Below are 25,994 nucleotides of genomic sequence, written 5' to 3'. Positions count from 1 at the left end.
CCGCGCGGGGCTCAGTCGTCGATCTCGCCTCGGCGGGCGGCCGCGCGCACCGCCTGCGCGGTGGTGGCCACACCCAGCCGTTGCCGCGCTCGACGCAGGTGGTTCTCCACCGTGCGCGCAGACAGCCCCAGTGTGGCCGCGATGTCCGCCTGGCGCCGCCCGGCCGCGACCCAGCGCAGCACTTCACGTTCGCGCGCGCTCAAGGTGCCCGCGGGAACCTGCGCAGGCGCTTCGGCCAGACGCCGCGCCGCACGGAAGGCGGACGTGCCGACCATGTCCAGCAGCACGCGCGCGCTGGCGGACGCATCAATCGAGGTGCCGGCGAAGCTGACCGCGCCTTCCAGACCGGTCGGGCCGAACACCGGAACCTGCAGCCCATGCAGGCCATCGCCGCGCGGCTGCTTCACCACCAGATAGCGTTCGCCGCGCACGCCCTGGCGCTTGCTCCAGAAGAACGGCGCCGTGCTGTCCAGTACATGGCGGTTGACCGGGCAGGCGTGGAGGTAGCGGGCGAGCCCGGTAGCGCTGCCGTCGTCGAACCAGTCCCCTTCGATCCAGTACACGCGCTGTGCGCCGCGTTCCAGGCCGGTGCCGGTGGCGAACACCAGCAGGCGGTCGTAGCCCAAGGGTGAGGCGGCGCGGCGCAGCACGCCGCCCACCGCGGCCAGTGAGCGCGCCTGTTCCAGTTCCAGCAACGCGGACACCAGCGCGGGCACTGGCTCAGCGCCCGACCAACGCGTCCAGCAGCGTACGCGCGGCCAGCTTGCCCAGCGCGTTGCCCGCCAGCGGACTGTCGCCGGTCAGCAGCAGCCGATCCTGCAGCACGCTGCCATCGATGCCCTCATTGACGATCTGCACGCCCTGCTGCGCCAGCCGCTCACCGAAGAACCAACGCAGCTGCCCCGGCATGTAGCCGATCTCCGGCGTCTGCCGGTCCATCGCGTCGGGGAACGCGCAGATGCGGTAGCCACGGAACAGCGAGCTGCCTTCAGCTTCGTTGACGCCCGCCGCCAGCAGCGCCGCCGGTCCATGGCAAAGGGTGATGATGTGGCGCTGCGCGGCCATGGCCCAGTGCAGCGCGGCCTTCACTGCTGCGCTCTCCGGAAGGCCGATCAGTGCGCCATGGCCACCGGGAATGAACACGGCGGCATAGTCCGAATCGGCTCCCAGGCCGGCCACCACCGCGTCCAGCTGCAACGGCTGGCGGAAGCGCGCCTCGTAGCGTTCGTACAGTGCGCCGATCTCGCGGTCCTCGCGCGGGAAGGCCCACCATTCGAACTTGACGGGGTTGCCGGACAGCGTTGCCACGTCGATCCCGAAGCCGGCCTTGTCCAGGTGGTACATCGGCAGCAAGGTTTCCACGGGGTGGTTGCCGGTGGAGAACAGGTGGCCATTGGCGGTCGGCAGGTAACGCTCATCGGCAGCGATCATCAGCACCTTCCAGCGGCCGTCGCGGCGTGCATCCGGGTACTCGGCCCCGGACAGGTTGCTCTGGGGCGATGTGAACTGCGACAGCGAGTACGGCGACGGGAAGAAGGCATCGCGCTCGGCCGGATCGGGGCTGGGCTGGCGGCTGGGCTCTTGCGTGTGCATGCGGACCTCCGTGGGGGAAAGTGGACCCAGCATAAAAGGCCGCGCGCGCAGCCACGATGAGGGATTCCCCTCAATCGGGCCCTGCTACTTCAGCGGCGTCCGGTGCTGCTGCATGTCCTCATGCAGGATCCTGCGCAGTTCAACGATGGCCGGCGTGGCTTCCTGCACGCTGTGCCCGGACACGATCACCTTCTCCGAATCCGCATGCGGCAGGTGCGAGCTCCAGTAGGGCACCAGCCCGTCATCGGTCTTTTCCAGCGGGCCGTCGGCCTTGGCGCGGGCGATGATGGAGTGGTAGTGCACCCTGGGAGACATCGGCAGGTCGGTTACGGCCCGGACGAACGGGTCATCCTTGTCCAGATTCTGGATGCTGTTCATCTGGTAGCCGTGCTTGCCATCGGTGCGGTCGATCTGGCCGTCGTTGGCCAGCGTCGCCACGTCTTCCAGCACGGTCAGCGGCAGCCGGACCAGGCGGCCGATCCAGCGGCCGAGGCGGGTGCCGGCCACGTCGGTGCCGCGATGCGGGGTGGCGATGAACACCACCCGCGATACTTCCGGCTCCGGCAGGAAGGTCAGCACCGGTGCGCCCTTGGTGCGCAGCAGCTCGCGCTGGGCAGGCGTCATCTGCGCGGTGGCCAGCAGGGTATCGACCAGGTGGTCACCCGAGGAGGAGACCATCAACCGTGCGATCACTCCCCCCATGCTGTGCCCGACCAGGACCATGTCATGCGAGGCCTGCGCCTTGCCGCTGGGGTCGAAGTGCCTGAACACCTCGGCCAGCGTGTGGCGCATCGCATCGTGGCTCATCGCGATGGGCATGTTGGTGGGGTAATAGAACTGCCAGACCTGGAACGCCTGGCGGATCTCGTCGTCGCGCAGCAGTTCGTTGGCCACGTTGACCCACGCTTCCGGACTGCTGGCCAGGCCATGGATCATCAGCAGCACGCGACGGTTCGGGTCGTAGGGCTGCATCATGTACAGATGCGGCGTGTCGATGCCGCCCTTGCCACCGAACAGCGTGCGCAACGACTGGCGGCTGAAGTTGGAGCGGGCCAGCCACAGCGCGTAGCCGGCGGTGAAATTGGCTGCCAGCGGCACCTGCTGGCCGTGCAGGGTCACTTCCGAGACCTGGTAGGGATCGTGGATCTCCAGTTCCGGCTCGTCGTCATGCAGCACTTCCCACAGGTTCTTTCCCGAGAAGCGCAGCAGCACCGTCATCGATGGCGAAGGCATCTCGCTCCAGCTCTGCGTGGCAGAACGTCCTGCCTGCGCCGCCTGCGCCGCCGCCGGAGGCGGAGTAGTCGTGCTGCCGGCCGGGTCGTCCATCACCGCCACCAGCTCGGCACCGAAGCCATCGCGGCGATGCACGCTGCGCAGCGTGCCGGTGAACGACAGCGAGGCGGCAGGTACCAGCTCGCTGGGGGTGCGCTGGTCCAGCGCCGATGCTTCGTCTGAAGGGGCCAGCACGAAGGTCCAGCGGCCCAGCCGGAGGTGGTTGGCCGTGTTGTGCACGCGCCCGGTGGCATAGGCATCGTACAGCTGCACCGAAGCCTCCTGCACCGCCAGGTTGTAGTAGTCGCGCACCTGGGTCTGGCGGTCCTCGAACCCCCGCTGGTTGGCGGTGCGCTCGGTGAAGAACAGATAGGCATAGGCCTGGCGCGCGACCTGCATCCACGCGTCCAGGCGCGGCTGGAAGTCGGCATCCAGCTCGGTGATTGCAGTCTTGGCCCGGCCTGACGCGGAGTATTCGCGCTTCGGCGCCGGCAGGGTCATCGCATACTGCAGCCACAGCTCGGCCAGACTGGAGCGCTTGTCTTCCTCGCGCACCACGATGCTGCCTTCCATCGCCTCGATGCAGGGAAGGCCGGGCTTGGCACAGGCCCCCTCATCGAGCCCGGCCACGCGCAGGGTCTCGGTGGTCGCCGCGCTGAGCTTGCCGGAGGTGAGGATGTCACCGCGCTTGAGCGCGATGTACTGGCCGGGCGTGACCGAAGCGACCTGCACCGACGGCCCGAACTGGCGCAGCGTCGCGCAGCCGCCCAGGGTGAGCAGCACGGTGATGATGAGGGTCGTGCGGCCGATCAAGCCCAAGCCCGTGGTAGCCATGCGATCCTCCTGCGCGGTGGCGCCACTCTAGCGGGCGGTCTGTCAAAGCGGAATATCCCGGACGGTCGGTTTGGGGCATGAGACTGCCGCCAGGACGTCGATTCAGGCACTTCCGTGTAACACTGGGGTGAATGGGGGGCGCTACCGTGGTTGTTACACCAGGGCCGCGCGACGGGCTAGCGCTGGCCGGGTCGAGCAGTCTGCGCACACAGACGCTACGATGCCGCGGAGCCGTTTGCCCTGATAATGTGCTCCACCATTCAGGGGGATATCCATGCGCTGCATTCTGCTCACCATCGCCATCACCGCTGCGTTCACGTGTTCTGCGGCCGACAACAGATCGCGGGAAATATGTGACCTGCAGCTCGAGGGTGTTGGTTCGATACGGTTACAGGGAAATGTCCTGTCTGTCACCGATATGCTTGCAGCGTCACTGGGTCCCAAGGATGAGTTCGAGAGCAATGCCGCCTACCAGCAGCGCGCGGACAAGGTGCTGCAGACGAGTCCGATTGCCAACGGCATGACCTGTTTCAGGGAGGATTCGGCGGTCACCACGTTATACGATGCAGACCAGCAGCGCCTGACCGTGTATCTCATCAACAAGCCGCTGAACGTCACAGCTGCCCAAAGCGACAGCAGGATCTTCTATGCATTGCCGCTTACTCGGAAAATTCTGAAGCGCGAGAAATATCGGGCCGAAAACGCATTCGGGGCCGGGGCCATGGTGGAGAAAACGGTACTCCAGACGGTCAACATCGCGTTCTCCCAAAAGGATATAGACGCATTAGCCTCCAGCGGAGAGGTCATAAATACCGGAGACGCGTTGCGGTTGGTGCTCGATGCCAGCCCGGAGCTGGCGCGATCGCTGAATTTCAACACCTCGTTGGTCTACCAGATCGAGCTGATGGAGCCTTACGTGCTTGCCGCTCGCCGCCGAATACCGCCCTTGCTCAGCAGCCCGTTCGAAAGTGTAGATCAACAGACGTTGTTCCCTGCGCGGTTGATTGCTGTTTCGGTGCAGAACAAGAAGACTGGTGCCATCGTAGCCACCGTGCCGCTGGCACACTAGAGCCAGCGTCGTTGGCTGCAGTGCAGGTCACCCCATTGCTGCCTGTTCTGGCACTTCACCGCTGCCCAATAGCCCTCGTAGTCGTCGCCTGCGATCACATGCGGGGTGTGGCGCTTGTCGATGCGCTTCACGTACGACGGCTCTTCGGTGTTGGCATGCTCGTTGACCTCGGCCACGTTTACATCGGCACCGGTGACCGTGCCGCCAGACAGCGCGACCGGCTTGTCCTCCGGCTCGAACGTGCCAGCTGGCTTCTTGGCCAGGCCGGCCGCCTGCAGCGCATCGATGGCGTCGGCCGCACTGAAATTCGAGCCGGGCTTGCAGGCCAGGAGGGCTTCCAGCGTGGCGGTGCCGGGCGGCGCGATGGCCGGTGCCGCGGCATGCGTGGCTGAGGCTGCGGCGAGGGTGGTGAGGAGCAGGGAAACCGTGAGGGCAGCTTTCATGGCAGATCATTCTGATGGGAGCAGGAATCAGAACGCCGGTTCGATTACCGGGAACTCTTCAGCGGAGGAGTAGAGGCGATACGCCTGCGTGGCACCGGCGCGGACGTTGATTTCGGTCGAGCGCCGGCGGGAGTTGTTGGTCTTCTCCGATTGCAGCACGCCGCACAGGCCCCGCCCCTGGACAGGCGTGGCGGTCAGTACGTGGCGCCCCTCGGCCAGGACAAGGGACAGGCGCTCGGCGGGGTCGAGATGTGCGGCCATCTTGCCGTCGACCATGACGCCCATGTAGCAGCCGCTGCCTACGAATCCGACATCGCGGGTGACCGTGATGGTGCCCGTGGGTTCACCCTGGGCATCGATCGGGAAAATGCGCGCGGCCGGAGCGTCCTTGATCTGCTCGGGCGACGCCTGCTTGGTCGGCATGCAGCCGGACAATCCGGCAATCAGCAGGGCAGGGATGAGCAGCTTCTTCATCACAGTTCTTCCTTGGCGGAGATCGGGGTCTCGATGGCCGGAATGATGCAATTAAAAGGGGCTGGAGTTACAGCCTTCCAGGCTTGCAGGGACGAAGATGGCCGGAACCCCGGTCGTAACGGGATCCGGCTTCTTGCCTCGGACGGGCAGATTTTCCTTGAACTTGTCGGCCGGGTAGACTCGCAGGCCTACAGGGAGGACGCATGAAGAAGATTTCGGCTCTGGGGTTCTTGGTCCTGCTTGCCACCGGATGTTCCTCAACGGCAGTAGCCCCGGGGACAGCGAAGGCTGTGTCAGCCGGTCGGTTGTACGACGCCAGTTACCTTGAAAGCAGTCCCGATCGCTCGGCAGCCATCAACGTGACTCGTGATAAAGGGTTTGCTGGCGGTGGCTGCTCGTTCGACATCCTGATAGACAACCAGAAGGTCGTTGCGTTGAAGCCAGGCGAATCGGTCAGCATGCACGTGGTGCCTGGAACCTACTTTCTTAAGCTTGAGGCCGGTGGCGGTCTTTGCCAGAACGTCTCAACGTTCCAGAACTTGACGGTCGCTGCTGGCGATGTCCTGGCCTATCGCATCGCCTGGCCTGCCGGTGGACGGCCAACGATGGAGCGGCAATAGGCTGTCGCTCCTCTAAGATTTGCAGTACTTCTAGGCGACGCATTCCAAGCGCTGGATGTGCCCCCGAGGTCGTACGGCCTGCAATGGGAGCCTGGGCAACATTGGACAAAAAAAAGCCGGAGACCCTTGATTTCCTCGGGTTCCGGCTTCGTTTTGGTCCCGACTGGACCGGCAAATGGTGGAGGTGGGCGGAGAGGTCTCAAAAGACCTGTAACTCACTGATTCCACTCATAATATTGGGGTGGCGACCGTTAGCGCGACGATACCTTGAACGATACATGATCCTAATTTGGTTGGGCGGCGCAGCGCAAGCCTTGGGCATCGGCGATACTGAGAACCACGCCAAGACATCTGCAAGGACGCTATGTGAGCACTCAGATTCCTCCACGGGTTCGAGAGGCATTGGAGCAAGCTAGGGCGGCCAAGCTCGCCCGAACTGCTCCTGATGAGGCTTTCTCTGACCTGCTGACGCACGAGGTCAACAACGATTGGCTTGGATCGATGCAGGCGACGAACGATCAAATTGCCAACGCGATGCGTCGGTGGTTCTTGCAACGCTACTGCGATCCCGCCATGGAGACCCCGTATAGCAGCGACATGGGGGACTACTTCTATGTGAATGGAGGCCCTTATGATGCTCACGACCAGCTCTTCAGCCGCTTCGAAGGACTGGTTGATGAAGGTCTGATTGAGGCAGTCGCTGACGAACTCGTGTCTGACCAGGGGCCGGATTGGGCCCCCACTCAGCTCACCTACTACAGACCTGATGAGGATGTTTTCGTTGATGATCGGAACGAGCCAACCGTCAGATTGGAAGGCCGCTTAGGTGATATCAATGCGGTCTTGGGCTTAGGTGGTGATGCGTTCGCAGAGGTGACTGCGAGAAATTTGGTGTTCGCATCGGTCATCAGTTCTCTGGAGACATTTCTGTGGGAGACCCTTGTCTACTGGGTTGATCACGACGAGGACGTGGTAAGGCGCTTGATAACTGATCACCCCCACTTCCGAAATGAAGATGTGAAGCTGCATACCGTTTTGGATATCAGCGATCCAATTGGGTTTGCAAGAACGAAAATTCGTTCCCACATGCAGACGACGGTGTGGCATCGCTGGGACAAGGTCGCCTCGCTATACCAGTTCGCCTTCAAAATTCGTATCCCTAGCGTGGAGGGGTTCACCGAGGCAATCAAGATCCGTCACGACATAGTTCATCGAAGCGGCCAGACGGTCGATGGCGTTGAGCACGCTGTAACAGTCGATGCGATCTCGACTCTTTCGGCTCAGGTTCTGGCCTTCGCGAACGAGATGGACCGCAAGATTGCCGAAGCGATGGCACCACCAGCCGAGGAAGAGGGACCGTCTGCGGAAGAGGAGTTCTGATTCGTGCCGCTCACAAAGATCAGAATGCGCACTAGAGTGCTGCACGGACTCGCTCTTCTTGTCGTCGGGCCGTGGCTTGCATGGCTGTCGTTCGGTCTGCTGGTTCGGTTCGAGCAGTCGCCAGCATCTCTAGGCACGATCCCCTCTACTTGGGCCTACCACCTGGGAATCACAGCGATCCCGATGCTCTTCGGGCTGATTCTTATCGGCTTCGTGCGGCCCTTGTTCGGCTGGATCATCTACGCGCTGGGGAGTGTATTCATGCTCTACGGACAGGCGGCGTTGTCTTCGACGCCAACCGCCTACTGACAGGGGTTGCTATGTTGAAAGAGTTCCCTAAGCCGCTCGCGATAACAGTCGGTGACGTTGTGGGTTCCTACTACTACAGTCATCGACGCTTGGAAACGATGCTGTATGAAGCAGGCGCTTCCGGGGACGTTCCGGAAGGCAACTGCGTCGATAAGGTGACGAATTGGCTGATCAGAGAGGGTAGGGAGGACGTATCTAGGTCCTTCTCCATTCTGGGCAACCTCATCGAAGACATCATGGATGGCGAGGTCCCGTCTTGGGAGCCAGAGAAGAAGCTCAACGCTCGTAAGCGGATCACTGAGGCCCTTGCACGCTACCAGCTGTCTTACGGTTTCGGTGGCCGCATTCTGGGGGCGCACTCGGTCACTGCTCCGAGCAAGGCGTTCGGCGAAGCGCTAAAGGAGTTCTCTGTCTCGGAAGTTGAAGAGGAGTTCGAGCGCGCCGTCAGGTTCATTGAATCCGACCCAGCCGCAGCGGTTACGGCGGCATGTGCGATTGTTGAGGCGTTGTGCAAGCACTACATCGCGACGGAAGGCCTTGAGCTACCTTCAAATCAGACCGTCAAGCCGCTTTGGGTAGTGGTCGCCAAGCACCTCAAACTGTCGCCTGAGCAGCTGGAAGATGATGACCTCAAGCGAGTTCTCGCGGGGCTTAGCTCGATCATTGATGGCATCGGCGCCTTCCGGACTCATGCGGGTAGTGCCCACGGGCAGCACAAGCGCACGTATAAGGTCGCTCCGCGCCATGCTCGACTAGTTGTCCACTCCGCGCACTCACTGTGCTTGTTTGTTGTGGAGACCTGGAAGGAACGCAAGAAGAGCGGTACAAGTAGGCTGAAGGCTTAGGGGGGAGCTATGGGGATCGTTGGCTTTCTGAAGTCGCTTGTGGGGGCAAGGCGTCCAACTGCTCCTCAAGGTCAGGTGCCGCAAGAGGCTGCATACAAGGCGCTCGAAATCACGCCAAGCGATGACGTGTTCGATTGCTACGACGCCGTGTTCGACCAAGCGATGGCGAAGGTGTCGGGTATCCCTGCGGAAGACGTAGACGCCATCAAGGACTACATCATGGCTGTTGAAGGAGGCTTCTTGAATGCTCACGGATACTACGAGCACGTATGGGAGAACTACTTCGAAGGTCGTTCTTGGCGATGGCTTGAGCATGAGGAATGGCTATCGGTCTTCTCGGAACTGGGTCGCTTCCCGCTCAACTTTCCTCAGCCCGTGCCGTCTCAGCCGCCATCCGTTTCTTCATTGTTGCAGCGGATGAAGGTTGCTGACTTGAAGCTGCTGTGTAAGTGCTGCTCAGTGAGTTTCAACTCAAAGACTAACAAGGCCCAGCTGATTGGGATGCTGGAACTGATTCCAAACATAGAGAAGCAGCCCCAGCTTCAGGCCATCGCGTCTCAGATAAACTCTGAGGCGAAGCGGTCCCTCTACTCTCTACTCATGCGGACAATCCAGTTCCGTGCAACGAGCCTGCACAACAAGAGAAGAGCTCTCGCCATCGGAGTGACAGAGTTCAGGGTCATGCACACTTTCGAGCAGGATAGAGAGTTTGTGGAGTTGGCTTGGAGGAGAGTGCCAGATGGACTTCCCCCTTTGTTTCCGGGTGACATGAGTGGATTACGCTCCGTAATCCCATCATTTGATAGCTAAGCTCTGCAACCCTAAGGATGCCCGAAAGAACTCTGCGGGGCTCTTTACTGCACTTTTCAATTGCTGGTGTTACCTGATTTATGATGACAAAGCATGGGGTCTTCGGTGGAATCTAGTTGTCTCTAAAGAATCCAGATTCCTGGCCGATATGATGATCGGTGGTTTGGTCTATCTCACCAGATTAAATAACTTGCAAAGATGGAATGCTTAATTTTTCAATAAAAGGGAATGGTCCGAATGTGGAAAAAAAGCGACGCAGTTGGTCTTATTGGGGTTGCAGCGGTCGTCTCCGCCGTGCTGTGGATTGTCTGTCCTGTCATAAACAATCCGGCGCTTAGTTTAGGATTGCGCATCGGCATCGGCTTAGCGTTCGTGATAGCGATTACATTTATTGCTGATAGCATTTACCTAAGCGTTATGCAGGTGGGTAGGACGTTAATCAAGATGCGAACAACCTTAATTTCTATTTATATCGCGATCCTCCTGGTTGGATTTGGCGTTTCCAGATTGCTTGTTCTCTTGGGATGGTGAATCGAGTTTCTTTTTAAAAGTGAGATACAGCAGAAGTGCATAAATAACTATGGCAAGTGCAATCATTAACATAAATTAGTTCCGTGCTTTTAATTTGAAATATAGATAGCACGATTTTGATTTAAGTAAAGTGGTGCTCTATCGCCGCCTATCGCTCTTTGTATTTTGTATGTATGCTCGATCTGCAGCTGAATTTGAACTGATTCGGAGCATTTGAATTCAAGGGGAAATATGAAAAGAATTCCACTGACTGTAGCCGCAGGCTTCGCTCTGATTGCCTCTTTTGCCGTTTCGGCTCAGAGCCATGCGGTGAAGGGGCACTATCGCTCGGACGGTACCTACGTCCAGCCTCACCACCGTAGCAATGCGAATTCCACCAAGCTGGACAACTACAGCACCCAAGGAAATTACAACCCCTACAACGGGAAGTCCGGGACTGTAGATCCTTACAAGCCAACGCAGAGCAATCCATACGGTAGCCCCTACAACCAGCCGAGGGCGCAACAGCGTCGATCTGGTTACGGCTACTGAAGACTAGGGCCCCGCAGATGCGGGGCCTTTTTTGGGCAATTCGCCAAACGGGAGTGGTGGCTCGCGTCAGGCTGTCTCTGGCTTAGGCGCCAGGCTCACCGACCACTGCCCATTCTCTTCCTGCTTGAGCGACAGGAGATCGTAGGTCTTCACCATGTTGAGAAGACCGGAATGCCCATAGATGCCAGGCGAGAAGCCGGAATCTGCTCGCTTCAGATAGGAGCCTAAGGAGTTGAGGCTTACCTTGCCCTCTGGTGTGCTACCGGCAAGTAGTGAGACAGCCTCGATGACGAAGCGAGGACGGCGCTTCGGAAGCGGCGCGCTGCCGGTGGTCTTGGCTTCGCTACTGTGGTCAGCTGGGTGCGGCGGGTCCTGAAGATCAGGCGGCTCTGGCGATGAGGCTTCTTGGGCGGACCACTCGAAGAACTGATCACAGGCATTGCGCAATGCATCGGGGGTCTTTGCTTCGCCTACGATCAGAACCGTGGCGCCGCGCTCACGGAGCTTTCGGCAGAGGTAGGCAAAGTCCGAGTCGCTGGTTACCAAGCAGAAGATATCTGCCCGCTGATCGAAGAGCGCTTCCAGGGCATCCAAGGCCAGGGCGATATCGGAGGTGTTCTTCTTCGCTGCATATTGGAACTGAAGACATGGAGTGAAGGCCTGGCGAACCAGGGCCTCTTGCCAAGAGTTGCCCAAGGTAGTGCGATTGCCATAGCCCCGTCGAAGCGTTACGCGCCCGGCCTGTGCAGCCATGAGGAGCGCGAAGTCCACGATTTCGGGAGCAACGTTGTCGCAGTCGATCATTACTGCGACGGTCGATTCTTGCGGTTGAGCCATGTTGATTTCCTTATCGCGTAGAGCATATGTGGTGCGACAGCTTGCTGCTGACTACGTCTTCCGCCGAATGATATGGTGCCCGGCTGCATCATGTTTCTTGTAGCTAACCCAAGCTTGCCCATTGCTACCTTTGACAATCTTGAGCTTCTTGGGGTCTGCGGTGCTTTCAAAGGCATAGCCAGTCATATGGATCTCGACTGGGAAGTGACCGAGCGCCTTCCCAGCCACATCCAGTTGCCAATGTGTCTGAATGAGAAATTCGCCAGGAACAGTTATGAACTTGCGCGCCTCCGGGCCCACTGAATCGACTTCCATAGTATTAAGGGTAACGGATCTCTGTACGCCCCTCAGAAGATCGAAGCCAAAGTCGATATCCTGGAAGTCCTCTTCGGAGAACACGTCTGAATTTTCGAGTATGACGGGGGAGTTGAGGGCGCGACAAATCATATGGAGTCTGCTCAGGCTTCTGATGCGCTGGAACACAGGAAGCATCTGACCGATGGGTGACACAGAAGGGTGCAGTGGCTGGCGGATCCCATTGAAGTCCAAAGTCAGCATCATTGCGTCTTCGGCAGCAATCTGGTCAGCCCACGTTGCTAGAGGGGCGAGCGTATGAATCTCCTTTAGCGCGACGCCGTATATTGCGGAGCCCCTGATGCTAAGGTTGATTTCTGCCTTCAGTGATGTCTCTACAACCGTGCACCGAATGATGATCGTCAATGGTGATGGGAGAGACTCATTCGTAATGCCTGCTCCTGCGGTGCCGTTGAATAGCTCAGCAGCTAAGCTCACTTCCTGCGCCAAGACGGAATATTCCTGGCCTGGACATACGAGGACATGGCCTTGGGTGGCTGCTTTCGTCTTCATGGTGAGCTTGCCATGGGCAAGTAGCGGCTTCATTTGATCCTGGAAGCCGGGGAGAGGCGCAAGCTTGAAGTCTTTTACATCAAATGTGCGTGGCAGGCCATACAGATATGCGTCTCGGACCAGGGCTATGTTCTCGGCCGTTCCGACTGGTGTGAAGGATAGATCCAACCGAGAAAGCCCCTTCGAGAGCTCCTGCACTTTCTGAGTCTTGCTTTCGCCCGAACCCGGGGGCGCTCTTCGGGCGCTGCGCTTTGCTAGATCAATAGATGGCTGATCTCCGATGGATAGCGGATCTCGGGTTTGAAGAATAGGCTCTACGATGTCCCACAGATAGCGTTCAAAGCCTTCACGGTCACTGAGGACCTTTGAATGGTCGAACGTGACCACGCCTTTGCCATCGCCGATCAGCTTTTCTTGATTGCCCTTCGCCCACTCTTGAGCGTGAATCCAGTAAATGGAACGGTCGGGGGTCACCCTCAAAATGAAGACCGGGAGCACATTGTTCGCATACTGCCGCAATCGGTTCTTGGAAACTTGAGCAGTGATTCGGCTTCCTCTGGACTCGACAGAGGTCGCTTTCACTTGTGCTAGAAAGTGAATGCCGTGGTAGACAGTGTGATCGGGGGTGATGCACAGGTCGTAACCAATGTCTATCTGATCGTGTCCAACATTCCAATCCCACTCTAAAAAGGCTTGTTCTACTGCAAGCTCTGCTTGTCGACCAGTCTTCTGAGATTTAGGGAAGTTCATCGGCTAGAACGAAAGGGGGTTGCAAGGATGACAGCCTACCACTGACTTTCGGACACATCAGGGATAGAACCTCTTATTGTCCTTCAAGCAGCGCTTGAACTGCCCCTTGGCGTAGACAGGAAGCACTACCGCAGGCCTGTATTTCTCCAAGGTCTCTATCTGCTTCCTGCGCATCACGGCGGGCTTCTTGTGGAAGTAGGCCTCGTGAAGCACTGGCACGCGCTTGCTGACGGAGTGGCCCGTGATCAGAGCAATATCTTCGTCAGGGACGTTCTGATGGTGGAGCTCTGTGGCGATGGTGTGGCGGAAGGCATGGAACCCAACCCCTCTAGGGAAGCCAAGGTCTTTCATGTAGCGGCTGAACTGGCTAAGCGCTGCCAGGCTGTAGCGAGCATTGGTCTCACCGGTCTTACGGTTCACGCCAGCGGATAGGTGTGGGAAGAGGCGAGGGTGTCCACAGTCCCTGATGTCATCCATGAAGTCCAGGAAGCCTGCGTCAAGCAGCGGCTTCGGGATAGGGATGGTCCGGATAGATGCCTTGCCTTTTAGGCTTTGTCGACTCCTGAGCCGGGTCCGGTGAGCCAAGTCAGGATCCACAGTCTTCTGGATGCGGATGCACCAGACATCGCTCTCCTGGACGATGTCGGCGACCTTCAGCTGAGCGACCTCGTTGATGCGGGCACCTGTATACAGACCGATCATGGGGAGCCACCATCGGTGGGGATACTTGCTTGCCCAAGGAATGAAGGTCTTTGGGTCGAAGATGCGCCTTAGGTCTTCCTCATCAAAGAGGCGCTCAGGCTTGTTGGGATCGGTGACCAGGTCTTTCTTGATCTCTGCGAACGCAGCCATGGGAGACGCTTCAATGGCTTTCGTCTTGACCAGCTGATTGAAGAAGGAGACCAGGAAGCGTCGATGACGTTCAAGCGTTGCAGGGGCGAGTTGAGGAACATCTAGCTCCTTGCCGCAGGCAATGGCTTCGTCATAGCTGATCCCTCGATAGGCTGGGTCAGAGAAGAGGCCTGGGGGCGACCAGCGCATGAGGTCCCAGAGGCGGTAGATGTGAGGGTGGTCAATGCGCGACACGGGGATGTCGCCGCAGCTCATCTGGAGAAGCCGCAGGGTTCGGGCTGTGGAGTCGATGGTCTCCTGGGCGAGGCAGCGGCGTTCCCGGTCCCCTAGGTAGTCCTTGATCTCTACTGACAGAAGGCGGGCAGGGTGGCCTGCGGATAGAGGCTCAAGGTAGCGCGTGCCTGCGGCATTGATGCGAGCGCGTCGGGAGCGCTCCATAGCCGCGTTAAGGATCTCTTGCGCATGGATGGCCGCTTCGCGTCCGGTGATGACAAGCTCATCAATTCGGAACCGTCCGATCCTGATGCCCTTAAGGTGCAGGGCGTCATCTGCGTCGGGATTGAAAGGGAAGTCTTGAAGGAAGCTCTTTACTGTTTTTGGCATTGCGCTGTCTCCGTGGATGATGGGAGCAGTGCTAAGGCCCGGCTTTGATTCGTCAAACGAGATCTAGAAGGTTGCCGCGTTGCTTAGGCATTCGCCGAAACGTTGGAATTAGCGCGAAAATATTTAGAGGAAATTGGTTCGGTTTGTCTTGCGGGGCGCTGTGGCGTAAGGGTTTTCCTTTGGTGACCGCTTCTATCTTGCAGTCATTTCTGTACTGTACGATTTTGAGTGTGCTTACGCCTAAGCGTGCTTTCTTACAGAATAGGCATGCAGGATATTTTCGAATTTGCGACGGGCATCACCATCCTCCATTCTCTTTGTTGGGTCGCCTCGCCCTGGCTCTATGGCAAGTGGCAACCCCGGTTAGGTTGAGTGGTTGGGACTGCGTCCCTTTCGGGTCCGGACCGGTTGTCTAGGGGGAAAAGACCGTATAGCTTGTTCCCGGTGGATGGGGCAGTGGCGCTTAGCGTCCAAAGCTTCCTAGCTACCTTCTCTCTTTTTGCTACCAATTTCAGGTTTTAAGAATGACCAAGCCGTCACTCGATTCCATTGCCTCCGCCAAAGCCAAGCTTGCTGAAGAGCTACGCAAGCTTGAGGAACAGGAAGTTCAGCTTCTCCAGGAACAAGCCGCTGATGCCTTCGCAGAAGTCGCCAATCTCGTGTCCCAATACGGCAAGAGCTTCTCTGCGAAGCAGCGCGCCGAGATCGTCAGCATGCTGGCGACGGATGTCCCTAAGAAGGCGGGAAGTGTGAAGAAGGAAGTCGCGCCCAAGTATTGGCTCCCACACACGGGCGAAACCTGGAGCGGCCGAGGCAGAACTCCTCGTGCGTTCGCTGCCTGGGAAGGGACTTCCGCTTACACAACTTGGAAGGCTTCCCATCCCAACGAAAAGTTCCCGGCGTTTCCGGGTTGAGAAGACAGAAGCCCCGCATAGCGGGGCTTCTGAGTTTGTTGCTAACTCACTTCGGCTTCTTAGTGCCGTAGGGAGCCTGGTTGGTAGGCTTCAGCGAGATCCCCGCCTTGCTCGCCTGGCCGTAGATTGCCTCGGGCGAGCGCCCCATTTTCAGGCCAATGACCCGGGTAGGGGTGTTCCCTGACGCAAGCTCTTTGAGTTGCTTGACCTGCGCAGGGGTCCAGGGCTGACCGGAGTTGGAAGGCTTCTTGGTCATTGCGTTTTCCTCAGCCGATGTCGGCTAGTTGACTGCTGCCCCAGTCATGTGTGAGGGGCGCGGCCGCGTTACAATTGAGCCCTGGGCAGGGGAAACCCCGCTCAGGGCACTTGAGGGTGCCCGCCACGACCTCCGATCAGTCTGGCCTGAGAAACGAGGCTGATCGGGGGTCTTCTTTTTCACGACATCCGCCGGGCGAGCTGGCGACGAATGCCGATCACTGTTGTCTTAAGCATGGTTCCTCCTTGGCGTCTGTTTGAGCATCATTTCCCTACGCTTTTAGGTTTGCTCTTCCGTGACTTCACCTTCGTAGGTGCCGATTCAGTTGGGGCATCGGTAGGTGGTGGCGGAGGGGGGCTCGGCGGATCCTCTTTTGCCGTCGTCTTAGCCCAGTAAGCGCGAAGTGCATCCATCTCACTGAGTCCGCCCACCTCGGACAGTCGATCCCAGAAGCGGCTGTAGAGCACGTCTTGGATCTTTCCATTTGATCTCATCCATTCAACGGCCGAATTTGGATTCGTCAGCAGAACGTAGTGGAAATCACCTGCCGGTCCGGCTTTTGCCACGATTAGCTGCAACTCCTGCAGCCGCTTCATGCGCCGTCGCCAGGTGTCTACTGCCCTCGGTCCGGTGAAGCCCGCCTCTGCGGCGAACGTGATCGGATTGTCGATTACAAGAACCGGGTGATCCGGCGCTCGCGCCCAAAGGCAAAAAAGAACATGCCCAGGCGGCTGGCCTTTAGACTGTTCGTCTGCGGCCTGCATGGCAATCGGCAGCGTCCTCGGCACAGTTGAAAAGCCATTGTTCTTCTTGCGATTCCAAATCCAGGCGTCATCCACTCCGGCGAAGTGGATTTGCCGTTGATGCTCAGCGCGCTCCGACATATTTACGCGCCGTGCCACTGCCTGCTTCATCGTGGACATCGAGCAATTCCCTATCAACTGGTGGACAATTTGCGTCTTCAGGCTCCGAAGAGCAAGGGAACTAGACGCGCGCAACTGAGCGTTTTAGATAGCTGAAAGCTACGCCAGAGCCACCGTGGATGCAACAAACAGCGATTCCTGAATGGTTGAGGTGCGCGTTTCCGCGCATTTTGTTAAAAAATACCCATTGATATCAGGTGTTTGGGTCGGCAGCCGTGTGCTCCCCGTCATCCCGTCCTTCCGTGCTCACCGTGCTCGCCGTGCTCCCGGGGTTCTCCAAGGGGGGGGGAGTGGTCAGTCCTCTCTTTCTCTCGGTTCGGACCTAGGCCTTAAGTCGCCTCCGCCTGCTCTAGATGCGAGTGGATTGGCGGAGCTCCTGCTGGCACTGCCAGCTGCAGTCGCTGCTAGATAAGCACGCGGCGCGTCGTATGGTCTTGGCCTAGCTTCCTCTCACCGGCGATGCCCGGACAGGGGGGCAAGTTGAGTCCCTCCACAGCACAGTAGGCCCCTTCGCCTGTGCGCGTGCTGATAGGCGTGTTTTCTTACATCAATGGGATTTAGGCACTGCGAACGACTTCACAATCCTCTAGTGCTAGCGAAGCTTGGTGAAGATGCGTCGCAACACCTGCTCGCGGTCACGAGCCTGACGACCGCTTCTTATTGGTCTGTATTGCGGACAAATCCAACATGATGAACCGAGTTCACATCTGCGGTGAAGCGCCCCGAAGCAGATTCGCGAGCACGGTCGAAGAGCAAAAGGTAGTGGCCAACCAAGTCATGAATGCTTCCTAGCCGATACCTTTGCACTATGGCGTCGGCGTGGTTCTGGTGAATCGAGATGCGGAAGCTGCTGTTTTCGGCGCCAAAGTTTGAGTAGTAGCTACTGCCAAGGGGCCAAAAGCTAAAAGAGCGCACTATTCCCCAGAATCCAAGCCAACGCTCCGTATGTAGATCGACTCGGGCGTCCTCAAACCGTACAAAAGCGTCATGGACCGGCACCTCCGTCTGAGCAGGATCTGGGAGCCGTATCCGAACTGGACTGGTTTTGAAGCTTGGCCAGTGAACTAATTGCTCAAGTAGCCGTTGCGGCCCGCGAGATATAGTCGTCGACCGGCGTGTTCGGGAGGCCGAGCCTCCGCCAGCTCTGCTGCCTTCGTCAGCATCTTCGCCTTCTTCAGAATTCACCTCCGAAGATTCGACCGGCATCTGAATTCTGACAATCAGTGTCTGATTGCGTTCCACCCATTGAGCGACAGTCGCATCACTCTCATTTGTTTCCCATGGATCTGCGTTGCGCTGGATGAGGCTGCAGTTGGGCGCATGCGGACGACAATAGAAGTGCGCAATTCTCCCATTCCTTCCAGGACTTGGATCGGTCTTTCGGCGAAAGTGCGCGGTAGATTCACAGCCCAAACACTTTAAGTGGCCCTTCAAGGGCTCCCGCTGGGCCTCCGTGAGCAGTGAAATCTCTAAAGCGGTGTATTCGTTATTGGTTCTTCGATCCAGAGCTTCTTGCATCCTTCAAGTCCCCTGTGACTCGTTCCCGATGCTTCTAGATTAACTCCTGCTTCGTCAACCGCGCCAGACCTATGCTTGTTCTAATCGCTGTTCCGGCTGAAAGCGCTAATGGATTCGCTTCGTGTCTGGTCTTTAAAGAGAGTACCACTGTCATTCGCTTGAAAAATCGCGGACGCTGGTTCTTTCTGCAAGGTGATCCCCGACAACATTCCGGCTCAAGACATGGGATGAAAGGCTACGGCGCAGCAAGCTGCTTTAGCAGTGCCAGTGCTTCTTTCTGCTTCCTAGCATCAAGCTGCGATAGCACCAGGATGGCTTCAGCCATTGTGTCGGAGGCAGCAAGAAAGTAAGCCGCTGGAAGATCCAGCAGTTCCGCAAGTCTCTCGGTGGTCGCCGGATCGGGCTTGTGCATGCCTCGTTCGTAACGGCTGATGCGGGGAGCCACCGTGTTCGGGTCGTCCACGCCCAAAAGCAATTCTCCAAGCTGCACCTGCGTCCACCCCTTAGCCACGCGGGCGGCACGAAGGCGTTGGCCAAGAGCGGTAGGCGTAGGTTGAGGGGCTGGCATCCGAGAACAACAAAGACGTTGACTCTCGGAAGTGTGCCCATCTAAGCTTAGCTGGTCATTTGCGTTCAACGCAAATATTTACCGGGGAGCTAATCGTATGGATATGAGGTGCATTGCGTTGCTGGGTCTTCTCACCATTGTCTCCTCTGCCGAGGCTGCGCCCAGCTTGTCGTGCCAACTGCAGAGCGGCCAGTTCAAGGTTGGTGGGGGAGGGGAGCCCAAGGTCTCCGAGTTCATCTGGGCCACAGGTCATGGCTCCGCGATCCCCACCGGTCCCGTGCGAACAAGCATTGGTCGGATCGACCCTGTGGAAGGCCGGGACTACAAACGCGCTATCAAGCTCGATGGAAAGCCGGTTCTGCTGCCTCCCGAAGCGCATAGCGTCATTGGCTTCGGCAAGGTCTATGACTTCAAGGACGCCATCGTTCTGGCTTACCTCGGCGAGCGTGAGGAGGACTCCTCTGCGCGGCCTAGTCAGATCGTGATCGTCATCAATAAGGCCGGCTCAGTGATTGACAGCGAAGTCCTGCTTGGCACTGCGACGAATCCCGGCGATCACTGCCTACTTATCGACTGATCAAGGAATTGAGATGAAGAGGATCTGGATGCTTTCGGTTGCTGCGCTGCTGGCGGCTTGTTCTGGTGGGCCCGGCAATGGCGATGTTGAGAAGGCGTTGGCCGTGTATTTCAAAGAAGCGACGGGAACGACGATGACCTTTGAGGGGTTGAAAGTGGGCGAGTGTGTGCGAGGGGGCGGTCCGGGCTACGCCTGCAGTGTCACTGGAACTGCGCGGTATCAGCTGGGCACTCGCACTGAGCAGCAGCATCTTGTCGGCACCTTCGTCATCGACAAAGTTGGTGGCACTTGGACTGTCGTAGACCGTCGTTGACCCAGCCCATCCCACCCATCGCTAGGAAGCTCGTATGTGGACCTTGTTCAAGGTAATCCGCTGGATCATCACCGGTCTCGCGCTGTGGTGGTTGTGCGGTGTGGTGTTCGAAGAGGGCACGACGGCTGACGGGGCAGTCTTCGGCCTGATGCTGTTCGGGCAGTTGGTCTTCTGGCCGCTCGCGCTGCTGTGGGGCTTGCCGTGGCTGTTCCGGCGCCGAGCGCCCAAACTGAAGAAGCATAGGCCTGAAGAATTCGAGCCCACGGTGTCCCATGAGCACATTGCATTGGACCTCGGCAGGGACGCAATCTGGGTCCGAGATCCCGTGAAGGGCGAGCGCTACCTGCGACGGGCTGAAGTGCTCGCTATCCGCACTGGGGAATACAACTACAAAGGAGTGGTCACCCATCGCCTGGAAGTCCAGGTGCGGGACGTTGTTCACCCGCTCTGGCTGGTTCCTTTCGTGCGCCATTCTGATCGTTGGCTTAAGAGCACAGCATTCAATGAATCAGAGCGCGATGAGTGGTTCGCTAGGATGAAGGCATGGATCAATGCACCTGTAGCTTACTGACGTAAACGTGAGACCTGCCAGCTCGCCTTCGTGATTCGTCGCGCGAACGCTCTGGCTGCCGAGCTTGACGGGTTAAGTGGATGTGAAGTATGAATGAGGCTCAGCAGGTGGGGCTGGGCAACGGACATGTCAACCAAGGCGACAAAACACAGCGCTCCTGGGCCATACCTCGGATACGGCCTGCAGACTGTGCGGCTATGCGCACGGCTTTTGAATGAACCTCCGGATTCAACCGTTTTTGTAGAGCACGATGACGATGTCTCGGTGCTTTATAGCGACGGGACAAAGCTCCTTGAGCAGACGAAGCGAGTCAAAAGCAACCCTTTGTCAGATTGGTCTGTAGACCTATGGAAGACTGTCCATAATTGGCTTGAGGATCACGCTCCATTTGATGTCGTATCCAAGCTGTGCCTCTACATAACGCCAGATCATGAGCCGGGCGAATTTGCAAGGGCGTTAGCAAAGGCAAGCAGCGCGCAAGATGTTGCAGAATTGGTCACGCGCATCAAGAGCCAGCTCACCTCGGCGAAAAAGAAGTCGAAGGTCTATCCCTTTGTCAGCAGGTTCCTTTCGGCCGAGCCCGATGAACAGCTCTCGCTGGCGGCTCGCTTTGAGATTGTTCGCGAGGGAGATCCATTTTCCACCATCCGCCTGCGCTATGAAGCCGCAGTGTCCCCACTTCTGCTTGAACGAATCATCTCGTTCGCATTGGGGGAGGCCAAGGTGAAATCTGACCGGTTACTGGAGATGGGGAAACCTGGCGCGATCAATGCTGGCGAGTTCAAAGATACTGTCAGGCGCTTTGTCCAAGAAATTAATCTTCCGGCCTATTTCGATTTTGATTCTCCTCCCATAGATCCGGCCAAAATTGATATGGAGTTTGTCTCCAGGCCAACCTTCGTGCGCCAGCTGGAATTGATCGAGGCTAGTAAGCAGCAACAGCTACAAGCCATCAATGACTACTTGAGAGCCATTTCCAGCAAGACTAGGTGGGGCGAGGAGGGGATACTGCTTCCGGGATCACTGGACGAATGGGAGAGCGGGCTTCTACAGCGGCATTCGGCCATATGCGACAGTCTTGACGTGCTTCACTCAAGTCTCAACGATGTAAGTCGCGGCAAGGTCGTGTATGCCGAATGTCGGAAGCTAGAGCTGTCTCTACAAGGGAAAAGCGTCCCGGGGCACTTTACTCACGGCTGTTTTAACGAGCTCTCGGGAACAATGAAGCTCGGTTGGCATCCGGCCTACCTATCACTTTTGGAATAAATCGTGGTCGCTGCTATTGGATCCAATAAAGCTCCTGCCCATTTGTCGGGTCTGGATCTGATATATAACCCGTCGTTCGGGTCGTATCTTATATGGCGCGCAGCGTCCGGACATTTTTCGGAATCCGGCCGAGGGCTTCCGATAGCCCTCGCATTTTTGGTGCTTCCGATAGCGCTCCACGGAGAATCCAAGAGCGCGCTGATAGGGACGAATATGCCTTCAGGGTTAACTTTGTTCGCGGCAAAGCTCGGCGCCAAACAAGAGAGTCTGCTTGCTATTCATGAGCGAGCGATTGCGCTTCGCAGCCTTTCGCTTGCCTCATTGACTACCGGCACAATGGCGAAATTCATGATTGTGGACCCGGGGACCGCAACGATCTTGTCCTTGGATTCAGAGATTCCATCGCCGAGTTCGAGTATGCGAAAGCTTGGTTTGGCGTGTGAGAAGCTGGGGGTTTGGTTTGGGCGCCTTCCGGTCGATCAAGTTGCGTCAATTCTCAGGGTGGCCTTCTAATGTATTTCCAAATCTTGAAGCTGGTTCTTTGGCCGCGAAATGGTGGTTCAATTAGGGAGGTGGTATTTGAGCCTGGCATGGTAAATGTAATAACCGGTGCTTCCAAAACTGGTAAGTCAGCTGTTATTCCAATAATTGACTATTGTTTGGCATCCAAGACGTGTGCAGTTCCCGTTGGTGTTATTAGAGACGAGTGCTCATGGTTTGGAATTCTCGTTGAGACGGTGGAGGGGCAGAAGCTATTTGCGCGAAAGGAGCCGGGTGAGCAAGCGCAGACCGGTGAGATGTTTGTTATTGAGTCTGGCGAGGTCGAAGTGCCTCAGAGCTTGGATGAGGGCAACACCACGGCTAGTGCTGTGCGTGGACTTCTTGATCGACTTGCTGGTCTTACGCAGTTGGACTTCGAACCCGACACTGAGTATGGCTACAAGCTTCGACCGTCCTTTAGGGATCTAACATCTCTAGTCTTCCAGCCTCAGAACATCGTTGCAAATCCGAATGTTCTTTTTTACAAGGCCGACTCTAATGAGCACCGGGAGAAGCTCAAAACTGTCCTTCCTTATGTGTTGAATGCTGTCACGTCCAAGACCATTGCGCTGAGGCATGAGGCAGATAGGCTGGGCCGGAGGCTTAAGAAGCTTGAATCCGAGCTTAGAGAGGCGAGCTCTATATCTGAGAGGCGAGTTTCGGAGGGTCGGCGTTGGCTAACCCAAGGTCGAGAACTTGGCCTGTCGGCTCGGCAGGGTCAGCCAGCTGGGTGGCCAGAGATCTTGGAAGAGCTTCAGGAAATTGCAGGCGTCAACCACATCGGCCGGTCTGCGTCAGTTGAGGGGATTGAGGCGACTCTTAATGTGCTTTCTGAGCTCCGTGCCAGAGAGCAGGATTTGGCCGCTAAAGCGTCGGGACATCGGCAGCGGTTGATGGAGTTGAAGCGGTTGCGCGAGGGGAGCGATGACTACGCTGGCGCTCTTCGTATACAACGTGAGCGTATTTCTTTATCGACTTGGATGCGTGATGAGGTGGAGAGAAGAAATGATGCTTCTCTGCTATTCCCATCCGAAACTGCGAAATCACTTGATTTGCTATCGAATGCATTATTGGAGGTGGAGGCAAAGCTCCAGGCGCATCCTCTCGCTACTACCTCTCTAGATGCAGAGTATCAGCGGCAGCGAGTGCTGACTGAGAATGTGCTGTCTGAGATAGCCATCGTGCGGCAGGAGATTCGCGCATACGAAGCAAGCTCTGAGGCCGCTCGGCAGGAAATTACTCTGACCTCCACAATCGATAGGTTCTTAGGGGGTCTGCAGCAGCTGCTCAGTCAGTACGAGGCGTCGGACTCGTCTCCAGAGCTTGAAGGCGAAATCTCTGACTTGCGCAAGAGGCTGAGTGAGATCAATGGCAATATCAATGGGGCTGCCCTTCAACGGCGACTGGACAGCATTCTTGACGAGATTCAGCAGATCACCGGAACGATCATTCCGTCACTCAATGCAGAGTGGGGTGACAGCCCGGTGCGACTGGATACGAAGGAGCTGACGGTAAGGGTGTCTCGCAATGGGCGGATGGATTACCTTTGGGAGATCGGCAGTGGGGCTAACTGGCTTGCGTATCACGTTGCGGTGACTCTGGCGCTCCAGATCTATTTCCTCAAGCATCCCCCGAGCCCGGTACCGGGTCTTATTATTTACGATCAGCCGAGTCAGGTTTATTTCCCGGCAGTGGTGATCGATAAGGTTACGGGTGAGAAAGATAAGAGACTGGTGGATCAGGAGGATATTCAGGCAGTTCGAAGCATCTTCGATGAAATTGGGAAGCGCGTGGTGGCCGCCAAGGGTGCGTTGCAAGTGATCGTCCTGGATCACGCTAATCAGGAAGTATGGGGTGAGCTAGAGGGCGTGTGCCTTGTGGAGGAGTGGCGGGGGAAGAAGCTCGTTCCGTTGGACTGGTAATCCGCAACCACGATCTACGCGCTCGCTCGCTTGCTGGCGGAACTTTTTGTTACGAACCTAAAGCGACAGAGCAAGAGCGCACTTAGGCATTGCCCTTCGGGCAATGCGTGCGCAAGAGGCTGTGCCCCTTGACCCCCTAAAAAGCGCTTGCCAAAGCCTAAATCGTAGGCATAAAGGCAAGTGCGGGGGCCGGAACAAGGAGCATCAATGGCCATCTATCACACAAGAGTAAAGACCTTCAGTCGTGCCCAGGGGCACGCATCTACCGCCGCCGCTGCCTACAGGGCGGGGCTGCTCATCATCGATGACCGCACCGGTCTCCGGCACGACTACCGAAGGCGCGGTGGGGTCGTTGAGACCCGTTGCCTCGCTCCCGACGATGCTCCCGATTGGGCTTTCGATCCTCGGCAGCTTTGGCCTACAGCCGAGGCTTCAGAGCGGCGCAAAGACGCTACCGTTGCTCGTGAGTTCGAGGTGGCTCTGCCACACGAATTGAGCAACGAGCAGCGTTCAGACCTGGCAGCTGAAATATCGCGCTGTCTAGTCCAGCGTTATAGGTTCGCAGTCCAGGCAAGTATCCACGAGCCGCAGACCGCTGACGGGCTCAACTATCACGTCCACATCCTAGCCACGACTAGGCGGATGGACGCAGACGGGTTGAAGGACAAGACCAGGGAGCTGGATGGCGGCCCTTCAGGCCGAGGGGAAGTGGAATGGATTCGCCAGATGGTAGGAGAGGCTATCAATGCTCACCTGGCCGCTGCCGGTGTCTCGGCACGCGTCGATCACCGCAGCTTGAAGAATCAGGCCGCCGAGGCCGCAGAGCAAGGCGACGAGCTTACAGCGGCGGAGCTTTCACGCATCCCAGGGCTTCATTTGGGCAAAGATGCGACGGCGCTGCATCGCCGAGGCGTCGATACAGTCCTTAAGCAGGGCAATGACGGGATCCACCAGGCCAACAGCGCTGCTTGGGATCGCGCCGTGGCTGACCTGGCAGAGCAGGGCAGGTTGATGGAACCCGCATCTGATCAAGCAATGCCGGTTGGCCCACGCGAGGTTCCTTCGCATGCTGCCATTCAATCAATGCTGTCACCTGGTGGAGCGACTCGTCTGGTTAACGGGGGTAGGGAAGCCATGCCGGTTGGGGCGGTTGCCGATGAAGGGGCGCGGCAACCGCAGGCCATAGCATCCAAGCAGGCCATGAAGGCTGTGTTAGAAATTTGGGCCGAGGCGTGGATAGAAGTGCTGCGAGATAGGCTGAAGTTCACGCGCAGGTTGCTCCGCAGCAGTGCTGCCCTGATATCCACTCATGTCGCAGCGCCTAGGCTCCGTGGCGACTTGGAAGAACTGCTTTTGCGGCTGAAGAAGCTGAAGCGGGACTCTCTTCGCTTCAAGCGTAGGCTGAAAGCTGAAGACCGTGCCCAGCACGTATTGGCCCAAGCAGAATTTGCCTTGGAGAGCTTCGAAAGCCAGAACCCACGTCCAGGGATCCTGAATCGCTCAGACTGGTCGCGGCGTCGGGCGCGCCGTGTCAGGGCTGTCGAGCTGGGGCGCGAGGAGTATCAACGCGCTCACGAAGCCACCGGACCCAAGGCCCAGGAAGACTACAACCGTCGAACAGGCGAGTCGTTGTCGCAGCTGGAGAATTGGAGTGAAGTGCTGCTGCGTAGATATCCGGTGGAGGATGCGCCCATTGACGCTTCTGAAGCCCCTATTTCAGCGGACCCCTTGCTCGTAATGAATCCTGTCAGAGATCCTGGAGCAAGGTTGCACTGATAGACAAGCGAAGGCCCCGGCTCGCCGGGGCTTTAGCTATCCTCGTTTCGAAAACTCAGTGGTAGGTAGGTCCGCGAGTGGGCTTGGACACCGCGCCACGACGCTCTGAGATCATGTCACTAAGCTGCACCTGGTCGCGTTCTACCACGGCTTCTCTGACCCTGACGGCAGGTTTCAGGGTGTGGTCGTCAGCAGGAGGCTTTGGGTGCATGCATCGGTTGATCAGCTCG

The 25,994-nt window shown here is 57.9% G+C and carries 25 protein-coding genes and 1 pseudogene; 15 read left to right on the top strand and 11 right to left on the bottom strand.

The features are described 5' to 3' along the window. Window positions 1-11: 11 nt before the first annotated feature. The 3 genes from BLS66_RS13615 to BLS66_RS13605 form a co-directional block, all read right to left on the bottom strand. Window positions 12-716, bottom strand: a complete 705-nt coding sequence (locus tag BLS66_RS13615) for a PA1136 family autoinducer-binding transcriptional regulator (RefSeq protein ID WP_074726095.1) — start codon at window positions 714-716, stop codon at window positions 12-14. Window positions 717-720: 4 nt separating this feature from the next. Continuing rightward, window positions 721-1,593: a glyoxalase III HchA gene (gene hchA, locus BLS66_RS13610; RefSeq protein ID WP_074726094.1), complete on the bottom strand. Its 873-nt coding sequence runs from the start codon at window positions 1,591-1,593 to the stop codon at window positions 721-723. Window positions 1,594-1,677: 84 nt separating this feature from the next. Beyond that, the gene (locus tag BLS66_RS13605) at window positions 1,678-3,699 is read right to left on the bottom strand and encodes an esterase/lipase family protein (protein ID WP_074726093.1); all 2,022 of its coding nucleotides are present in this window, start codon (window positions 3,697-3,699) and stop codon (window positions 1,678-1,680) included. Between the two features lie 274 nt (window positions 3,700-3,973). On the opposite strand from BLS66_RS13605, the gene BLS66_RS13600 reads away from it, so the two are divergent. Further along, a complete protein-coding gene (locus BLS66_RS13600) occupies window positions 3,974-4,768 on the top strand; it encodes a hypothetical protein (protein ID WP_057493806.1) in 795 nt (264 codons plus the stop codon). Here BLS66_RS13600 and BLS66_RS13595 read toward each other — a convergent pair. Then, window positions 4,765-5,211: a hypothetical protein gene (locus BLS66_RS13595; protein ID WP_074726092.1), complete on the bottom strand. Its 447-nt coding sequence runs from the start codon at window positions 5,209-5,211 to the stop codon at window positions 4,765-4,767. The two genes, BLS66_RS13600 and BLS66_RS13595, sit on opposite strands and share 4 nt — an antisense overlap. A gap of 27 nt (window positions 5,212-5,238) precedes the next feature. Next, window positions 5,239-5,685, bottom strand: coding sequence for a hypothetical protein (locus BLS66_RS13590; RefSeq protein ID WP_057493804.1), 447 nt, complete (start codon window positions 5,683-5,685; stop codon window positions 5,239-5,241). Window positions 5,686-5,888: 203 nt separating this feature from the next. Between BLS66_RS13590 and BLS66_RS13580 the strand changes: the two genes are divergently transcribed. The 6 genes from BLS66_RS13580 to BLS66_RS13555 all read left to right on the top strand — a co-directional run bounded on the left by BLS66_RS13580 (window position 5,889) and on the right by BLS66_RS13555 (window position 10,180). Continuing rightward, the gene (locus tag BLS66_RS13580; RefSeq protein ID WP_074726091.1) at window positions 5,889-6,305 is read left to right on the top strand and encodes a hypothetical protein; all 417 of its coding nucleotides are present in this window, start codon (window positions 5,889-5,891) and stop codon (window positions 6,303-6,305) included. 366 nt (window positions 6,306-6,671) lie between these two features. After that, the gene (locus tag BLS66_RS13575) at window positions 6,672-7,685 is read left to right on the top strand and encodes a hypothetical protein (RefSeq protein WP_143025168.1); all 1,014 of its coding nucleotides are present in this window, start codon (window positions 6,672-6,674) and stop codon (window positions 7,683-7,685) included. A 36-nt stretch (window positions 7,686-7,721) separates the two neighbouring features. Further along, window positions 7,722-7,994 (top strand): hypothetical protein, encoded by a 273-nt coding sequence (locus BLS66_RS20770; RefSeq protein WP_167357710.1) that lies wholly within the window; start codon window positions 7,722-7,724, stop codon window positions 7,992-7,994. An 11-nt stretch (window positions 7,995-8,005) separates the two neighbouring features. Then, the gene (locus BLS66_RS13565) at window positions 8,006-8,839 is read left to right on the top strand and encodes an abortive infection family protein (RefSeq protein ID WP_074726088.1); all 834 of its coding nucleotides are present in this window, start codon (window positions 8,006-8,008) and stop codon (window positions 8,837-8,839) included. Between the two features lie 9 nt (window positions 8,840-8,848). Next, on the top strand, window positions 8,849-9,649 hold the full coding sequence (locus BLS66_RS13560; RefSeq protein ID WP_143025167.1) for a hypothetical protein: 801 nt from the start codon (window positions 8,849-8,851) through the stop codon (window positions 9,647-9,649). A gap of 237 nt (window positions 9,650-9,886) precedes the next feature. Next, window positions 9,887-10,180 carry a hypothetical protein gene (locus BLS66_RS13555; RefSeq protein ID WP_074726086.1) on the top strand — a complete coding sequence of 98 codons (294 nt, stop codon included), beginning with the start codon at window positions 9,887-9,889 and terminating at the stop codon, window positions 10,178-10,180. Window positions 10,181-10,777: 597 nt separating this feature from the next. Here the strand turns inward: BLS66_RS13555 and BLS66_RS13550 are convergent. Genes BLS66_RS13550 through BLS66_RS13540 form a run of 3 tightly spaced genes read right to left on the bottom strand, consistent with a single transcriptional unit; the run spans window position 10,778 to window position 14,620 of the window. Continuing rightward, window positions 10,778-11,548, bottom strand: a complete 771-nt coding sequence (locus BLS66_RS13550) for an NYN domain-containing protein (RefSeq protein ID WP_074726085.1) — start codon at window positions 11,546-11,548, stop codon at window positions 10,778-10,780. Window positions 11,549-11,599: 51 nt separating this feature from the next. Continuing rightward, complete coding sequence (locus tag BLS66_RS13545) at window positions 11,600-13,165, bottom strand: DUF4365 domain-containing protein (protein ID WP_143025166.1); 1,566 nt, start codon at window positions 13,163-13,165, stop codon at window positions 11,600-11,602. Between the two features lie 57 nt (window positions 13,166-13,222). Next, window positions 13,223-14,620, bottom strand: coding sequence for a site-specific integrase (locus tag BLS66_RS13540; protein ID WP_074726083.1), 1,398 nt, complete (start codon window positions 14,618-14,620; stop codon window positions 13,223-13,225). Between the two features lie 524 nt (window positions 14,621-15,144). On the opposite strand from BLS66_RS13540, the gene BLS66_RS13535 reads away from it, so the two are divergent. Continuing rightward, window positions 15,145-15,534, top strand: a complete 390-nt coding sequence (locus BLS66_RS13535) for an H-NS histone family protein (protein ID WP_074726082.1) — start codon at window positions 15,145-15,147, stop codon at window positions 15,532-15,534. A 46-nt stretch (window positions 15,535-15,580) separates the two neighbouring features. Here BLS66_RS13535 and BLS66_RS13530 read toward each other — a convergent pair whose 3' ends face one another. The 3 genes from BLS66_RS13530 to BLS66_RS13515 form a co-directional block, all read right to left on the bottom strand. Further along, complete coding sequence (locus tag BLS66_RS13530) at window positions 15,581-15,790, bottom strand: hypothetical protein (RefSeq protein WP_074726081.1); 210 nt, start codon at window positions 15,788-15,790, stop codon at window positions 15,581-15,583. Between the two features lie 263 nt (window positions 15,791-16,053). Further along, on the bottom strand, window positions 16,054-16,713 hold the full coding sequence (locus tag BLS66_RS13525) for a hypothetical protein (RefSeq protein WP_208596525.1): 660 nt from the start codon (window positions 16,711-16,713) through the stop codon (window positions 16,054-16,056). A 1,753-nt stretch (window positions 16,714-18,466) separates the two neighbouring features. Further along, the gene (locus BLS66_RS13515; RefSeq protein ID WP_074726080.1) at window positions 18,467-18,799 is read right to left on the bottom strand and encodes a helix-turn-helix domain-containing protein; all 333 of its coding nucleotides are present in this window, start codon (window positions 18,797-18,799) and stop codon (window positions 18,467-18,469) included. A gap of 118 nt (window positions 18,800-18,917) precedes the next feature. Here BLS66_RS13515 and BLS66_RS13510 point away from each other — a divergent pair, with 118 nt between their 5' ends. From BLS66_RS13510 to mobQ, 7 genes and pseudogenes are all read left to right on the top strand, one after another. Then, complete coding sequence (locus BLS66_RS13510; protein ID WP_244152995.1) at window positions 18,918-19,376, top strand: hypothetical protein; 459 nt, start codon at window positions 18,918-18,920, stop codon at window positions 19,374-19,376. Window positions 19,377-19,389: 13 nt separating this feature from the next. After that, window positions 19,390-19,689, top strand: a complete 300-nt coding sequence (locus BLS66_RS13505; RefSeq protein ID WP_074726078.1) for a hypothetical protein — start codon at window positions 19,390-19,392, stop codon at window positions 19,687-19,689. A 34-nt stretch (window positions 19,690-19,723) separates the two neighbouring features. Next, on the top strand, window positions 19,724-20,260 hold the full coding sequence (locus BLS66_RS13500; RefSeq protein ID WP_074726077.1) for a hypothetical protein: 537 nt from the start codon (window positions 19,724-19,726) through the stop codon (window positions 20,258-20,260). A 126-nt stretch (window positions 20,261-20,386) separates the two neighbouring features. Then, complete coding sequence (locus tag BLS66_RS13495) at window positions 20,387-21,526, top strand: ABC-three component system protein (RefSeq protein WP_143025165.1); 1,140 nt, start codon at window positions 20,387-20,389, stop codon at window positions 21,524-21,526. Window positions 21,527-21,529: 3 nt separating this feature from the next. Beyond that, window positions 21,530-22,039, top strand: a complete 510-nt coding sequence (locus BLS66_RS21080; protein WP_425513292.1) for a three component ABC system middle component — start codon at window positions 21,530-21,532, stop codon at window positions 22,037-22,039. Between the two features lie 14 nt (window positions 22,040-22,053). Further along, a complete protein-coding gene (locus BLS66_RS13485; RefSeq protein WP_208596524.1) occupies window positions 22,054-23,988 on the top strand; it encodes a DUF3732 domain-containing protein in 1,935 nt (644 codons plus the stop codon). Window positions 23,989-24,195: 207 nt separating this feature from the next. Further along, window positions 24,196-24,876: pseudogene (gene mobQ, locus BLS66_RS21075) on the top strand (MobQ family relaxase); the annotation flags it as partial. Between the last annotated feature and the right edge of the window lie 1,118 nt (window positions 24,877-25,994).

This window comes from Stenotrophomonas pavanii, from assembly GCF_900101175.1.
GTDB classification, from domain to species: Bacteria; Pseudomonadota; Gammaproteobacteria; order Xanthomonadales; family Xanthomonadaceae; genus Stenotrophomonas; species Stenotrophomonas pavanii.
Note: the sequence above shows the minus strand (reverse complement) of the source record. Positions and strands in the feature narration are given on the sequence as shown.